At 53.5% G+C, this 621-nt stretch carries 1 protein-coding gene; it reads right to left on the bottom strand.

Annotated elements, in window-relative coordinates; genetic code table 11:
• Positions 1-621 (bottom strand): L-ribulose-5-phosphate 4-epimerase (locus tag BN3349_RS11945; protein WP_040977603.1); only part of this gene is annotated, 621 nt, incomplete at both ends.

Here is a 621-nt window from a genome sequence, read left to right as displayed (position 1 = left end):
GCAGAGCCTGTTGCATCGGCGCTAGGTTCGGGTTTAACTGGCGGGCGAACAGGTTCATATACGCGATTTCTTCCAACACCACCGCATTATGTACCGCATTATCGCCGTCCGTTCCCCAAGCAAACGGACCGTGTGAATGCACCAGCACTGCCGGGATGTCCAGGGGGGCGATGCCCCGCTGTTGGAAGGTCTCAATAATCACATTTCCCGTTTCTAGCTCATAATCGCCCTTGATTTCCGCTTCCGTCATTTTCCGCGTACAAGGAATTTCACCGTAAAAATAATCCGCATGCGTGGTGCCGGCAGCTATCAAACCTTCGCCTGCTTGCGCCCAAACGGTAGCATGGCGTGAATGGGTATGGACGATACCGCCGATTTCCTCAAACTGACGATACAACGCTAAATGCGTTGCGGTGTCCGACGACGGCTTTTTCTCGCCCCACACTTTGTTGCCGGCTAAATCCACAAGCACGATATCGTCCGCCGTCATGCTCTCATAGTCCACTCCTGACGGTTTAATCGCCACCAAGCCCGATTCCCGGTCAATTTCACTCACATTGCCCCAGGTAAAGGTCACCAAATGATGTGCCGGCAACGCCAAGTTTGCCTTTAACACGCGTT

Origin of the sequence: Necropsobacter massiliensis (assembly GCF_000827595.2) — a bacterium.
GTDB lineage: Bacteria > Pseudomonadota > Gammaproteobacteria > Enterobacterales > Pasteurellaceae > Necropsobacter > Necropsobacter massiliensis.
Note: the sequence above shows the minus strand (reverse complement) of the source record. Positions and strands in the feature narration are given on the sequence as shown.